Below are 13,115 nucleotides of genomic sequence, written 5' to 3'. Positions count from 1 at the left end.
GTACAATATTATGGATTATGGCAGCACGTCAGGAAGGATAAAAGGCATTAAAAATGGATTTGGTGGAAAACTGAAGTAGAGGAAATGAGGTGACCGGTAGACATGAAAATCAAAAAGTTAGTATTAAATAATTTTATGGCTTTTGAGAATGCTGAAATAAATTGGTCGGATAATATCAATATTATCTGTGGTGAAAACAGTACAGGGAAGACGACACTTTTGAAAGTGATGTATTCGTTGATAAAACCCTTTAGTAATGGCAGTTCAGATAATCTGACAAAAGAGATGGCAGAACAGCTTCTGGTTAAGAAAATTCAAGGCATATTCCGTCCGGATGAAATGAAAATCGGCAGACTGGTAAGCCGTAAGCAGGGAAGCAATCGGACAGAGTTTTCCGTTGAGTTGGAGAAAAAACAAAAAATTACGGTTGGATTTGGAAACAGACAGGAAAACCATGCGGATGTTTTCATAGAGCAAGATGGGAAAATGGAGAAATATGAGGTTATTTATATTCCTACAAAAGAAATGATTTCTACGGTAGAACATTTTGTGTCATTATACGACGAGTACCATATAGATTTTGAAGAAATGTACTATGATCTTGCAAAACTTTTGGATCGACCGCTTTCGAAAGGCCCTAACACAACGGAACAAAATCAGGTGCTGAATAATCTGGAAGACATCATGAAAGGACAGATTATCCAGAAGAACAAGAAATTTTATTTCAAGATAAAAGGGGAAGGTGAATTTGAGATGGGACTGCTTTCTGATGGATACAGAAAGTTGTCAATGATCATCTATATGATTCTTTCCGGAAGTATTAATAAGAATACCATTTTATTCTGGGATGAACCGGAAACGAATATGAATCCTAAAATGATTCGTCCGATTGTACAGGCGATGATTGCATTAGCCCAGATGGGTGTGCAGATTTTTGTTTCAACACATGATTATTTTATTCAGCAGGAATTTAATATGATTGCTGTTTATCCGGAGTTAAATCCTAAAAAAATGGATATTCGGTTTGTTTCACTATTCAGGGATGAAAAGACACGTGACATTCAGTACGAGATGAGAAATTCGGCATCCGATTTGGAACATAATGCAATTATGCAGGAATTTGATGCGATGTATGATAGAGAACAGAGGATTATTTATGGAGACTAATATCAAGGAAGAAAGCGGATTAAAGTTTCAGTTTCCCGAGAATGATACAGTGATAAAATTTGATGATACAAAATTTTATCGAGATTATTTTAATAAATTGCCAGAATCGAAAGGTGTTGATTTTATTTCTGTTGCGAAAGATAAGATTGCATTTATAGAAGTAAAAAATTGTACCGGTGATGAAGGAAACTGCCGGTGGAGAATTGCCCCGGATAACCAAAAACGCAATACAGTACACACTTCCGTGAATGTGGAAGGAAGAGACAGTCTGGATATTGAAGTGGCACAGAAAACGGCGATGACAATAGCTGCGTTGGTAGGAGCAAAATCCTTTGGAGACACGAAGGAATGCCTGGCTGAATTTAAAGAATGCATTCATTTTTTATCAAAGAATACTTTTTCAGATTTTTCAAAAAAGAAATATGTGATCTTGTTTCTGGAAGGTGATTTTGGAAGCACAACAAGGTCAAAAAAGATGATTATGAAAGCATTACAGGATAGTATGAAGAAAAAGCTTCAATGGATAAATTGCAGGGTATCTGTGGTTGATTCCGATACATATGATTCCGAAATATTTCAAATTGTAAGTTGAGACTGAACGCTTGCTATTATTGGCGGTGGATAGAACGATGAAGATGCAAATGAGAATATAGGAGTAAAAGATTCTATTATGAAGGAAAAGTTTATAGAGAAGATGAGAGAAACGGCGGACTATATTTTCCGGCATCCGGAGATCTCGGAGCAGGAGAGGGAGTCTTCGCGGGCGTTGGCGCATTTTCTGGAAGAAGAAGGATTTGCGGTGAAGTGGAATCTTGCGGGATTTGAGACGGCGTTTGTGGCAGAGTGGGGGCAGGGAAAGCCGGTGATCGGGTTTCTAGCTGAGTATGACGCCCTGCCGGGGATGGGGCAGGAGCCGGCCTCTACGAGGAAGCCTCTTGACGGAGCAGGGCATGCCTGCGGGCACAACCTTCTCGGCACTGCCTGTGCCGGGGCAGCATGTGAGCTGAAATCACAGATGGAAGAAGAAAAACTGACCGGGACGATCCGGGTATACGGCTGCCCGGCGGAGGAGACGGTGATCGGAAAGATCCGCATGAATGAGGCGGGCGTTTTCAATGATCTTGACGCCGCAGTTACCTGGCATCCCTTTGACCGGAACCGGGTGAGCTACGATATCTGGCAGGCACAGGATATCAAGAATTACCGGTTCTACGGGACTGCGGCTCATGCGTCGAAGCATCCGGAGATGGGGCGAAGCGCCCTGGATGCGGCAGAGCTGATGAACGTGGGAGTCAACTACCTGCGGGAACATGTGGCAGATGATGTGCGGATGCACTATACCTATACAAATACGGACGGTCCCGCCAATATTGTACCTGCTTTTGCGGCGACCAATTATTTTATCCGTTCTTCAAAGTGGGAGCGCACAGCGGACGCATCTGAGCGCGTGGACAACTGCGCCAGGGGCGCGGCGCTCATGACCGGGACCCGGGTGGAGATTGAACGGGTCACGTGTAATAAGGAAATGAAAGTGAACCGCGTTCTGGCGGAGACTTTCTATGAAGCCATGGAGCAGGTGGAGCTTCCCTCCTATACAGAGGAAGAGATCCGTTTTGCGGCGGAAGTGTCAGAAGAGGCGGGACTGGAAAACGGTGGACAGTATTTCGGCGGACTGGAGCCTCTGGAAGAGAAACCGGTTCCCCTCTCCATCGGGACGGATGTGTCCGACGTCAGCCACACGGTTCCCACGATCATGCTGAGTGCAGCTGCTATGTGCAAAGGCACGCCCCTGCATCACTGGGCGGCGGCAGCCCAGGCGGGGATGAGCATCGGGGAAAAGGGCATGCTGTATGCGGCGGCGTGCATGGCAGAGGGCGCTTACCGTCTGGTGACAGAGCCTGAGATCCTTATTGCGGCATGGAGAGAGTTCCGGGGAGAGCCGGATATGAAATGAAAGCCTGTCAGCCGGATACCGAAAGGAAGCTTATTGGCCGGATAGGGAATGAAAACTTATCGGCTGAGCAAAGAATGGAAGCTTGTTATACGAGGGAGAAACGAAATGAAAAAACGAATCATACTTGCCTCTGCGTCTCCGAGACGCAGGGAACTTTTGGAGCAGATCGGCGTGAAATTTGAAATCCGGGTCAGCAGCCGTGAGGAGATCTATCACAGCAGCGTGCCGGAGGAGATTGTGAAGGAACTCGCCCTTGCAAAAGCGGAGAATGTCCTGGAGGAGCTCTTGGAAACGGAGTCATCCCCTGCAGGTCTGACCGTGATCGGTGCGGATACAGTGGTTGTGCTGGACGGCGCAATCCTGGGAAAACCGAAAGATGAGGCGGACGCCTGCAGGATGCTGGGTTCCCTGCAGGGACGTGACCACGATGTGTACACCGGAGTGGCGGTGCTGGCATTTGACGGTGCGGGGAAAAAGACGGTATTCAGCCACGCTGTACGGACGAAAGTGTATGTGCATGGCATGGATGAAGCGGAGATACGCGGATACGTGGACACAGGCGAGCCGATGGACAAGGCGGGAGCCTATGGAATCCAGGGAGCATTTGCCGCTTTTATAGACCGGATTGACGGGGACTATTATAATGTGGTAGGATTGCCGGTGTCTTATATTTACCAGGTCCTGAAGCAGACGGCATCCTGAAATCGGTGCGCGGCATTTCCGCATACGTGGGAACGCTAAACGGCGCTCCACAGGGAGTCTCCGTTCTGACGGAGCCATTTCCGGGCCTCTTTATAGTCGGGGAGGACGGATTCCACCACATCGTAGAATGCCTTGGAGTGGTTCATCTCCCGGCGGTGGGCAAGTTCATGGACAACCACATAGTCCAGGACCGGTTCCGGCGCCAGGATGAGCCGCCAGTTGAAATTGAGGTTCCCGGCGGCCGAACAGCTTCCCCAGCGGGTTTTCTGTTCCCGGATGGTGATGCGCCCGTATGTGACACCCATAATGCGGGCATAGTAGGCAGTCTTCTGCGTGAAAATGTCCCTGGCGGTCTCCATGTACCGTTTCCGCTCGGAGTCCGGCAGGGGACGGCGCGGAGAGGCGGCGCTTCGGCGGGCTCTCTCCATATGGGAGAGAATCCAGCGTTCCTTCTGAAAGAGGAAGGAATCGATAAAGGAACGGGGACAGCCGTAAGGTGCGCGTACTTTTACCTTCCCATCGGAAGTAATCTGTACCGCCACGGTTTTCCGGCGGCTGTATGTAATATCGAATGAAAAAGGATGCTTCATAACTGTTCACCTCACATGGGATACAGTTTACCACGATAGGAGAAATGATGAAAGAGAATAAAAAGAAAAAACACTGGTTTAAAAATCTGGGAGCAGCCCTGCATATGGAGCTTCGGGAACATAGGAGTTCGTTTATGGTGTATTTCATCCTGCGGATTCTGGTGATCGTGATGATGGTCCTGCAGCTTCTGAACAGAAACTATGAAAATGTATTCCTCTGCGCGCTTACGCTGCTTCTGCTTGTAATCCCCAGCCTGGTGCAGATTACCTTTAAGGTAGAACTGCCGACGGTTCTGGAGATCATTATCCTCGTATTTATTTTTGCGGCGGAAATCCTGGGGGAGATCAGCGAGTTCTATCTGATGTTTCCATTCTGGGATACGGTGCTGCATACGATGAACGGGTTTCTGGCGGCTGCCATCGGCTTCTCCCTGGTAGATCTCTTAAACCGCAGCGAGAGAACTGTTTTCAGCCTGTCGCCGCTTTTCATGGCGATCGTGGCGTTCTGTTTCTCCATGACGATCGGCGTGATCTGGGAATTCTTCGAGTTCGGCATGGATCAGATCGGTGGATTTGACATGCAGAAAGATACCGTGATTCACACCATAAGCTCGGTAATGCTGAATCCGGAAGGACGCAATGTGCCTTTCACGATACGCGGCATAACAGAGACGGCGGTAAACGGGCAGGAACTCGGGCTTGGAGGTTATCTGGATATCGGTCTGATTGACACGATGGAAGATCTCATCGTCAATTTTATCGGTGCGCTTGTCTTCTCCGTCATCGGCTTTTTCTATGTGAAGAACCGCGGAAAGGGCGGCATTGTCGCAAGGCTCGTCCCACGCAGGAAGCAGAGAGACCGGGACTTCCTACGAATTGCGGAGGAGTATATCCAGGCGGCGGAAGAAGCGCGGGAAGAGGCGAAAGAGAAGGAACCAGACAAGAAGCAGAAGAAAAGCTCCCAGAACAGTGGCGCAGATGTACAGAGCGATGCAGGGCCGGTTGCCGATGAGCATTGAAATATCCCGGAATACGACCTGCTGCATCCGGTAATCGGGGTTGATGTAGAACATATTGATCGTGCCGAAACGGTCCAGAGACAGGTTAAGGCACTCTGCCGCGGCGCAGCAGAGAAGATACAGGGCTGTGCTCCCGGCAAAGGGGTGCAGCAGATTCCGGACGGGGATATGCGCGCTGTTCCCGGAAAGAGACGAACGGAAAAAGACTGCACCGGAAAACAGCCCCAGAAGAATCAGCACGATATGCCATGTGTAGGAGTGGAAAGTCAGAATGGCAATGGGGTAGTGCAGGCCGCTTGTATCGGCGAACACGGCGATGCCGCCCAGCAGGGAGTAGCACATGAGAAAGCACAAAAGCGTGCGGCGCATGCCTGGACGGCGGATCCATGGCAGCAGGAGCAGGATGTACATGGGGATGCTGCAGAGCTGGAACGGAAAATACCACCAGTTGTAATACCCGTTTCCCAGGACAAAAGTCAGGACTAGCTGCTTGGCTGCCTCGCTGCAGAGCATGAGGATTCCGCACAGAAAAAAGACCCTGTCGGGCTGCCCGTTAAGATGCTGACGGCGGATGTTATGCGGCATGATGAAAAACACCTCCTGATCCGGGAAATGCGCGGGAATGCAGGCATGCAGGACCGGTCCCGGATTTTTTACTGTAAATATTATACCGCAAAAAGTCAAAATTAAAAGGAAAGACGACAGAAATGCCGGATGGAGTATTTTTCTTGTAAATAGTTCCGCCAGAATTGTTAAAAAATCTACATTCTTATGTATATGTCACACAAAATATCAGAAAAATATCAGAAAATATATGGCGAAAAATTACAGTTGGGAATGGAAAAAATAAAAAATTTATAAAAAAGATAGAGAAATTTTAGATAAAAAGCAGGCGGAAAGAGGAAGAAAAAAAAGACAAATTGAAAGAAAAAAAGCCGGGAAAGCCGTAAGTTTCCGCGTCGGACAAAAATGTTGACAAACCGGAAATTTGGGCGTAATATTTAGGCAACTTTTCGGAGAAGTGAAAGCCTTCTTCCGGGACAGAACGGGAGAGAACTTCATAAGAAAAGCAGGATAAGATCAGGGGGTTCAAAGGGGAACAACTCTTTTTTTTATGCCAAAATTCCCCTCGGCACCGTTTTCTGGTCGGATCCGGAAAAACTTAAGAAAAAGGAGGGAGCAATACGGGAAATCTGACAGATATTTTGATGGAAGAGCTGAACTGTGAGACAGTCTTCACCCTTCCGGTTCTGGGCGGGATTTCAGAATCTGTAGTTGTAACATGGATCATTATGGCTGTGCTGGTCATTGCCTCAATCATACTGGTCCGCAACCTGAAAGTTGAGAATCCCGGAAAAGTGCAGCTTGCACTGGAAGCAGGTCTGGGGTGGGCTCAGGATTTCTTTGAAGGGATCATCGGGAAAGAAAACAGAAGATATATTCCTTATCTGATTACTGTACTTCTCTTTCTCGCGGCTTCCAATACGATCGCTCCGCTGATCGGATTCAAGCCTCCCACAAAGGACCTCAATGTTACCGCAGCCCTTGCGATTATGAGCATGTGTCTGATCGAGTATTCGGGTATCCACAGGAACGGAATGAAACACTGGATAAAACATTTTGCCCAGCCGGTTCCGGTTGTGGCTCCGATCATGATACTGGAGGTTGTGATCAGACCGCTGTCGCTGTGTATGCGACTTTTTGGAAACATGCTTGCCGGATTCGTGGTAATGGAACTGATTAAGACGGTGGTACCGCTTCTGGTTCCGATCCCGGTGAGCTTCTACTTTGATATCTTCGACGGACTGCTTCAGGCATATGTGTTCGTATTCCTGACGGCACTGTTCATGAACGAAGAGATGGAGTAAATTCAGTAAGAAATTTGACAAAAAGAAAAGGAGAATTTATATTATGGAAACACTTATTGCAATCGGAGCAGGAATCGCAGTTTTCACAGGTATTGGAGCAGGAATCGGTATCGGAGTTGCAACGGCAAAGGCTACAGAGGCAATTGCAAGACAGCCTGAGGCTGAGGGCAAGATCAGCAAGACTCTGATTCTCGGATGTGCGCTGGCAGAGGCAACCGCTATCTACGGATTTATCATCGGCCTTCTGATCATTTTCTTCTTACAGTAATATATATGGAAATGAAAATGACAGGAAAGGCGGGTGTGAAAGGTGCTGCAGTTTAATTTTAACTTTGTGCTGGAGATGATAAACCTTATTGTTCTCTTCCTTTTGCTGAGACATTTCCTGATCGGGCCGGTGACGAACATTATGGAAAAGCGGAAAGCTCTCATCGAGAGCGGCCTGAAAAACGCGCAGGACGCCCAGGATGACGCGATGAAGATGAAGAAGGAATACGAGGAAGCCTTAAACGGGGCAAAACAGGAATCTGTTGCCATTATCGAGAAGGCGCGCTCCCAGGCAAAATCCGAGTATGACAGAATCGTCGGCGAGGCAGGCGAGAAGGCCGGAAGCATCATCGAGTCTGCGAAGGAGAGTGTCCGCGTGGGGAGAGAGAACACGATGAAGGAACTCCAGTCACAGATCGCAGGGCTTGCTGTGGCTTCCGCTGCGAAGATTGTCGGCGGAAAGGCAGAGGATCAGGACGTTTACGCACAGTTTCTGAAAGAAGTAGGTGAAACAGATGAAGACACAGACAGATAGCGGCCGGCTGTACTGCCCTTCGGCGGCAGTGAGATATGCCAGGGTACTGTATGATCTGCGGATTTCGAGAGAGGCGGTCGAGACTGCCAGAAAGATGTTTGAAGAGGTGCCGCAGCTTCATGATATTTTTGTGAACCCTACGGTTTCCCTAAGAAAGAAACTGAGTGTGATTGACAAGGTATTTCCTGATGAGATAAGGAATTTTCTTAAGATCGTGTGCAAATATCAGAGAATGGATCTCATAACGGATATTTTTTCCGCATACGACAGGTACTGCGACGAACAGAATAAAGTTCTGAATGCTGTACTGACCTGCACTGTGCCTCCCACAGAGGAACAGCGCAGAGGGATGGAGGCGTTCCTTCGCAAAAAATACGACGCCGACCAGGCGCTGATCGAGATACAGCATGACGAAGGGCTTCTCGGCGGATTTGTACTCCGTGTGGGGAGCGACGAGTATGACTGGAGCATGAAAGGACGCCTGAACAGATTAGAACAAACATTAACCCGGAGGTGAACAAGGTGAGTTCAATCAATGCAGATGAGATTATTTCTATCCTCAAAGAAGAGATAGAAAATTTTGATAATATGAGCAAGGACAGTGAAGTGGGAACTGTCGTTGCAGTAGGCGATGGAATCGCCACGATTTACGGGATTGATCACGCCATGTACGGAGAGATCGTCACATTCGATACCGGTCTGAAAGGTATGGTTCAGGATATCCGTAAAGATGAGATCGGCTGTATCCTCTTTGGAAGCGATACAGAGATCCGGGAGGGGACGAAAGTATCACGTACAGGAAAAAGGGCAGGCGTTCCGGTAGGGGACGGCTACATCGGAAGAGTTGTGAACGCCCTCGGCGAGCCCATCGATGGAAAAGGAGAGATCAAGGCGGATGATTACCGTGCCATCGAGCAGGAGGCACCCGGAATTATCGACAGAAAATCCGTCAGTGTTCCGCTTGAGACGGGAATCCTCTCCATCGACGCGATGTTCCCGATCGGCCGCGGACAGCGTGAGCTGATCATCGGCGACCGCCAGACGGGAAAGACATCCATCGCCATGGATACGATCCTCAACCAGAAAGGCAAGGATGTCATCTGTGTCTACGTGGCAATCGGCCAGAAGGCTTCAACGGTTGCAAAAGTTGTAAATACACTTCAGAGCCACGGTGCGATGGATTACACCATCGTGGTATCCTCGACAGCCAGCGACTGTGCTCCGCTTCAGTACATTGCGCCTTATGCGGGTACAGCTATGGCAGAATATTTTATGTACCAGGGAAAGGATGCGCTGATCGTGTACGACGATCTGTCCAAACATGCGGTGGCATACCGTGCGCTCTCCCTTCTGCTGGGACGTTCCCCGGGACGTGAGGCTTATCCGGGAGACGTATTCTATCTTCATTCAAGACTGCTGGAGAGATCAAGCCGTCTGAGCGAGGAGAAGGGCGGCGGTTCCATTACGGCGCTGCCGATCATCGAGACCCAGGCAGGCGATGTTTCCGCGTACATTCCGACCAACGTGATTTCCATTACAGACGGACAGATCTTCCTGGAAAGCGGACTTTTCGCTTCCGGAATGAGACCGGCTGTCAATGTCGGACTTTCCGTGTCCCGTGTGGGCGGCGCTGCCCAGACGAAGGCGATGAAGAAGGCGTCCGGAAGTATCCGTATCGACCTGGCGCAGTACAGGGAGATGGAAGTGTTCACACAGTTCAGTTCCGACCTTGACGCTGCGACAAAGGAACAGCTGGAATACGGAAGCGGTCTGATGGAGCTGCTGAAACAGCCGCTTTATCATCCTTTAAGCCTGCATGAGAAAGTGATTACGCTCTGCGCGGCAACCCACAAGGTGCTGCTCGGAGTTGAGAAGGCGCAGATCAAGCAGTTCCAGATGGATATGCTTACCTATTTTGATTCTGTACACCCGGAGATCGGGCAGGAGATTGAGGAGAAGAAGGTTCTGTCTGACGAACTGATTGAAAAGATCGTGGAGACAGCCAAGGAATTCAAGAAGAGCAGGTGACAGTATGGCAAATATCAGAGAGATACAGAGCCGTATCAACAGTGTGAAAGACACGATGAAGATTACCAATGCGATGTATATGATCTCCTCCTCGAAGATGACACAGGCGAGAAAGAAGCTGTCTGACACAGAACCTTATTTCTATGCGCTTCAGGGCGAGATATCCCGAATCCTGAGACATCTGCCGGAACTGGAGCACCGTTTCTTTGATGTGCGGGAGAAGATCCCCCAGGATGAGAGAAGGATCGGTTCGATTGTCGTTACGGCGGACAAGGGTCTTGCCGGAGCCTACAACCACAATATTGTGAAGCTGGAGGAAGAGATTCTGGCAAAGCCGGGAATCCATAAACTCTTTGTGGTAGGAGAGCTGGGAAGGCATTATTTCTCCAAACACGGAGTTGACATAGATACGAATTTCCAGTACACCGTCCAGAAGCCGACGATGCACCGTGCAAGAGATATCTCTGCCGTGCTTCTGGAGCAGTTTGAAAAAGGGGAGCTTGACGAGATTTATATCGTATACACCCGGATGGAGAATTCTGTCCAGGCGGACGCGGAAGTGCTGAAGCTCCTTCCCCTTGAGCGGAGCGCCTTCAACGAGATGAAGATGCCGCTCAATGTACACAGGGAGGCAATCGAGCTGTATCCTTCCGCGGAGGCAGTTCTGGAGAGCATCATTCCCAACTACATCACAGGTATGATATACGGCTGCCTTGTGGAGGCGTATGCCAGCGAGCACAACGCCCGTATGATGGCGATGAAGTCAGCCACAGACAGCGCGCAGGATCTGATCAAGGAGCTGTCTGTTGTGTACAACCGTGCGAGACAGGCTGCCATTACACAGGAGATTACGGAAGTGTGCAGCGGTGCGAGAGCGCAGCAGCAGAAGAAATAGTCAGAATGGTTTTCTGGCGACTTGGAAGAAAGCGAGAAATGAGTATGAATAAAGGACGAATTGTACAGGTCATGGGACCTGTCGTTGACGTAGTTTTTGAAGACGGCGACCTTCCTTATATCAAAGATGCTCTTGAAGTGGAAAATAACGGCAAGAAATGCATCATGGAGGTCGCGCAGCACCTCGGAAACAATGAGGTGCGCTGTCTGATGCTGGCTGCCAGCGAGGGGCTTTGCAAAGATATGGAAGTCACGGCAACGGGAGCGGGCATCAAAGTACCGGTTGGTGAGCAGACACTGGGAAGACTGTTCAACGTGCTCGGCGAGACGATCGACGACGGTGAGCCGATTACAGACGGAGAAAAATGGGTCATCCACAGACAGCCGCCGTCATTTGAAGACCAGAGCCCGGTCGTAGAGATCCTGGAGACGGGAATCAAGGTTATCGACCTCCTGGCTCCCTATGCAAAGGGCGGTAAGATCGGTCTGTTCGGCGGCGCCGGAGTAGGAAAGACAGTGCTTATCCAGGAGCTGATCCGCAACATTGCCACAGAGCACGGCGGATACTCCATTTTCACCGGAGTAGGAGAGCGTTCCCGTGAAGGAAACGACCTCTGGTCCGAGATGAAGGAATCCGGAGTTCTGGAGAAGACAGCCCTGGTGTTCGGACAGATGAACGAGCCCCCCGGAGCGCGTATGCGTGTGGCGGAGACCGGTCTGACCATGGCGGAGTATTTCCGTGACGAACAGCACCAGAACGTGCTTCTCTTTATCGATAATATTTTCCGTTTCACACAGGCAGGTTCCGAGGTGTCCGCACTGCTGGGACGTATGCCTTCGGCGGTTGGTTATCAGCCGACTCTGGCGACAGAGATGGGCGAGCTGCAGGAGCGTATCGCTTCTACAAAGAACGGATCCGTCACCAGTGTCCAGGCAGTTTACGTGCCTGCGGACGACCTGACAGACCCGGCGCCCGCGACAACATTCGCGCATCTGGATGCCACCACGGTTCTTTCCAGAAAGATCGTGGAGCAGGGGATCTACCCGGCGGTTGATCCGCTGGAGTCCAGTTCCCGTATCCTTGAGGCGGACGTTGTAGGGGAAGAGCACTATGAGGTGGCGAATAAAGTGATCGCCATTCTTCAGAAATATAAAGAGCTTCAGGATATCATCGCCATCCTCGGTATGGAAGAGCTTTCCGATGAGGACAAGGCGACCGTAATGCGGGCGAGAAAGATCCAGAGATTCCTCTCCCAGCCGTTCTTCGTGGCAGAGACATTCACGGGAACTCCCGGAAAATACGTGCCGCTCAAAGAGACGATCCGCGGATTCAAGATGATTATCAACGGAGAGATGGACGACTATCCGGAGTCCGCATTCTTCAACGTGGGAACCATCGACGATGTGATCGCCAAGGCGAAAGCAGAGGCGGCAGAGTCCGCAGCTGAGTAATAGGAGTGCATGCATATGGATACCTTTGGTCTTAAGATCATTGCAAGCGATAAAGTTTTTTATGAGGGACGGTGCCGCAATCTTGTGATTCCGGCACCGGACGGCGAGAAGGGAATCCTCCCGAACCATGAGAACATGATCATCGCCATTGCGGTCGGGATCGCCCGGATGGAGATCGAGGAGGGCAAATGGCAGGAAGTTGCAGTCGGCACGGGATTCGTGGAAATTGTCAACAACCGTGTCACCCTTCTGGTGGACACTGCGGAGCGCCCGGAAGACATCGATGTGCGGCGTGCAGAAGAACAGCGAGAGCGCGCGGAAGAACAGATGCGCCAGAAACAGAGCATCCAGGAGTATTACCACACCCAGGCATCCCTCGCCAGAGCAATGAACCGCTTAAAGCTTGCACAGGATAAAAAGTGGAACTTATAAAAGAAGCCGTTTAGAACAGAAAAACAACAGCAGGACATTAACATACACAGGATCAGAACTGCCGATCCGCGGACGGCCCCGCCGTCCGGGAATCAGCACGTCTGATCCTTTCCTGTCTATTCCTCAGCCCGTCTGTGGGAAAAATAACTTTCCCGGTTGCTTTTTGGGTTTGTCTATACTACAATAAGTATGTCTATTTTACTTTGA

General features: G+C 49.7%; 14 protein-coding genes and 1 pseudogene. 13 read left to right on the top strand and 2 right to left on the bottom strand.

Going from position 1 to position 13,115, the window contains the following annotated elements:
• Positions 1-102: 102 nt before the first annotated feature.
• From B5F07_RS05280 to B5F07_RS05265, 4 genes are all read left to right on the top strand, one after another.
• Positions 103-1,167, top strand: coding sequence for an AAA family ATPase (locus B5F07_RS05280; protein ID WP_087160237.1), 1,065 nt, complete (start codon positions 103-105; stop codon positions 1,165-1,167).
• Entirely contained in the window at positions 1,157-1,759 is a 603-nt protein-coding gene (locus B5F07_RS05275) for a DUF6661 family protein (RefSeq protein WP_087160236.1), read from the top strand. The genes B5F07_RS05280 and B5F07_RS05275 overlap by 11 nt, the downstream gene beginning before the upstream one ends.
• A gap of 78 nt (positions 1,760-1,837) precedes the next feature.
• A complete protein-coding gene (locus tag B5F07_RS05270; RefSeq protein ID WP_087160235.1) occupies positions 1,838-3,121 on the top strand; it encodes an amidohydrolase in 1,284 nt (427 codons plus the stop codon).
• Positions 3,122-3,226: 105 nt separating this feature from the next.
• Positions 3,227-3,823, top strand: coding sequence for a Maf family protein (locus tag B5F07_RS05265; RefSeq protein WP_087160234.1), 597 nt, complete (start codon positions 3,227-3,229; stop codon positions 3,821-3,823).
• Between the two features lie 35 nt (positions 3,824-3,858).
• Here B5F07_RS05265 and B5F07_RS05260 read toward each other — a convergent pair whose 3' ends face one another.
• A complete protein-coding gene (locus tag B5F07_RS05260; RefSeq protein ID WP_087160233.1) occupies positions 3,859-4,413 on the bottom strand; it encodes a M48 family metallopeptidase in 555 nt (184 codons plus the stop codon).
• A gap of 47 nt (positions 4,414-4,460) precedes the next feature.
• Here B5F07_RS05260 and B5F07_RS05255 point away from each other — a divergent pair, with 47 nt between their 5' ends.
• Positions 4,461-5,432, top strand: a complete 972-nt coding sequence (locus tag B5F07_RS05255; protein WP_242972439.1) for a hypothetical protein — start codon at positions 4,461-4,463, stop codon at positions 5,430-5,432.
• Here the strand turns inward: B5F07_RS05255 and B5F07_RS23660 are convergent.
• Positions 5,400-6,116: pseudogene (locus B5F07_RS23660) on the bottom strand (TMEM164 family acyltransferase); the annotation flags it as partial. The gene B5F07_RS05255 and the pseudogene B5F07_RS23660 overlap by 33 nt on opposite strands.
• A gap of 524 nt (positions 6,117-6,640) precedes the next feature.
• Here B5F07_RS23660 and B5F07_RS05240 point away from each other — a divergent pair.
• Genes B5F07_RS05240 through atpC form a run of 8 tightly spaced genes read left to right on the top strand, consistent with a single transcriptional unit; the run spans position 6,641 to position 12,908 of the window.
• Positions 6,641-7,300, top strand: a complete 660-nt coding sequence (locus B5F07_RS05240; RefSeq protein WP_087160230.1) for a F0F1 ATP synthase subunit A — start codon at positions 6,641-6,643, stop codon at positions 7,298-7,300.
• 43 nt (positions 7,301-7,343) lie between these two features.
• A complete protein-coding gene (gene atpE, locus B5F07_RS05235) occupies positions 7,344-7,568 on the top strand; it encodes an ATP synthase F0 subunit C (RefSeq protein ID WP_087160229.1) in 225 nt (74 codons plus the stop codon).
• A gap of 42 nt (positions 7,569-7,610) precedes the next feature.
• The gene (gene atpF / locus B5F07_RS05230) at positions 7,611-8,102 is read left to right on the top strand and encodes a F0F1 ATP synthase subunit B (RefSeq protein ID WP_087160228.1); all 492 of its coding nucleotides are present in this window, start codon (positions 7,611-7,613) and stop codon (positions 8,100-8,102) included.
• Positions 8,083-8,619 carry an ATP synthase F1 subunit delta gene (gene atpH, locus B5F07_RS05225; RefSeq protein WP_087160227.1) on the top strand — a complete coding sequence of 179 codons (537 nt, stop codon included), beginning with the start codon at positions 8,083-8,085 and terminating at the stop codon, positions 8,617-8,619. The genes atpF and atpH overlap by 20 nt, the downstream gene beginning before the upstream one ends.
• 5 nt (positions 8,620-8,624) lie before the next feature.
• Positions 8,625-10,130 (top strand): F0F1 ATP synthase subunit alpha, encoded by a 1,506-nt coding sequence (gene atpA / locus B5F07_RS05220; RefSeq protein WP_191403964.1) that lies wholly within the window; start codon positions 8,625-8,627, stop codon positions 10,128-10,130.
• 4 nt (positions 10,131-10,134) lie between these two features.
• Positions 10,135-11,025, top strand: coding sequence for an ATP synthase F1 subunit gamma (gene atpG / locus B5F07_RS05215; RefSeq protein ID WP_087160225.1), 891 nt, complete (start codon positions 10,135-10,137; stop codon positions 11,023-11,025).
• A gap of 44 nt (positions 11,026-11,069) precedes the next feature.
• A complete protein-coding gene (atpD, locus tag B5F07_RS05210) occupies positions 11,070-12,476 on the top strand; it encodes a F0F1 ATP synthase subunit beta (RefSeq protein ID WP_087160355.1) in 1,407 nt (468 codons plus the stop codon).
• Positions 12,477-12,491: 15 nt separating this feature from the next.
• Positions 12,492-12,908, top strand: coding sequence for an ATP synthase F1 subunit epsilon (gene atpC / locus B5F07_RS05205; RefSeq protein WP_087160224.1), 417 nt, complete (start codon positions 12,492-12,494; stop codon positions 12,906-12,908).
• The last annotated feature ends 207 nt before the right edge of the window (positions 12,909-13,115 follow it).

This window comes from Lachnoclostridium sp. An169 (genome assembly GCF_002160525.1).
Taxonomy (GTDB): Bacteria; Bacillota; Clostridia; order Lachnospirales; family Lachnospiraceae; genus Mediterraneibacter; species Mediterraneibacter cottocaccae.
The sequence above is the reverse complement of the archived record's forward strand: the minus strand, read 5'-3'. Positions and strand labels throughout refer to the sequence as shown.